An 866-nucleotide genomic window follows, 5' to 3' on the forward strand; every position below is an offset into this window, starting at 1 on the left:
CCGACCATTCCGGCTGGTTTGCGACGAGCACCGCCGACGTGCCGTCCTCGGCGGTGCTCGTCGCAAACCAGCCGGAATGGTCGGTGGGCGACCTCGCCTCGGCGTTGAAGCGCACGCTGGAGGACGCGTTCGGGCATGTGCGGCTGCGCGGCGAGATCTCGGGGTTCCGCGGGCAGCACGGCTCGGGCCACGCCTACTTCTCGCTCAAGGACGGAAACGCCCGCATCGACGCCGTGGTCTGGAAGGGCACCTTCAACCGCTTGCGGCAGAAGCCGCAGGAGGGGCTCGAGGTCGTCGCCACGGGCAAGATCACGACCTTCCCCGGCAAGTCCTCGTACCAGATCGTCATCGAGAGCCTGGAGCCGGCCGGCGTCGGCGCCTGGATGGCGCTGCTGGAGGAGCGCAAGCGCGCGCTCGCGGCCGAGGGGCTGTTCGCCGCCGAGCACAAGCGGGCGATCCCGTTCCTGCCGCAGGTCGTCGGCGTGGTGACCTCCCCCACCGGCGCGGTGATCCGCGACATCCTGCACCGGCTCGAGGACCGGTTCCCGCGGCCCGTCCTGGTCTGGCCGGTGCGCGTGCAGGGCGACGGGGCCGCCGACGAGATCGCCGCCGCGATCCGCGGCTTCAACGCGCTTCCCCCCGGCGGCCCGATCCCGCGCCCGGACGTGCTGATCGTCGCCCGCGGCGGCGGCTCGATCGAGGACCTGTGGGCGTTCAACGAGGAGGCGGTGGTGCGCGCCGCCTTCGAGAGCCGGATCCCGCTGATCTCGGCGGTCGGGCACGAGACCGACACCACGCTGATCGACTTCGTCTCCGACCGGCGCGCGCCGACGCCGACGGGCGCCGCCGAGATGGCCGTGCCGGTG

At 72.7% G+C, this 866-nt stretch carries 1 protein-coding gene; it reads left to right on the forward strand.

Going from position 1 to position 866, the window contains the following annotated elements:
* Positions 1–38 precede the first annotated feature (38 nt).
* A partial coding sequence (xseA, locus tag FV222_RS27725; RefSeq protein WP_147816377.1) for an exodeoxyribonuclease VII large subunit occupies positions 39–866 on the forward strand: 828 nt, incomplete at its 3' end.

This window comes from Methylobacterium sp. WL103 (assembly GCF_008039885.1).
GTDB classification, from domain to species: domain Bacteria; phylum Pseudomonadota; class Alphaproteobacteria; order Rhizobiales; family Beijerinckiaceae; genus Methylobacterium; species Methylobacterium cerastii.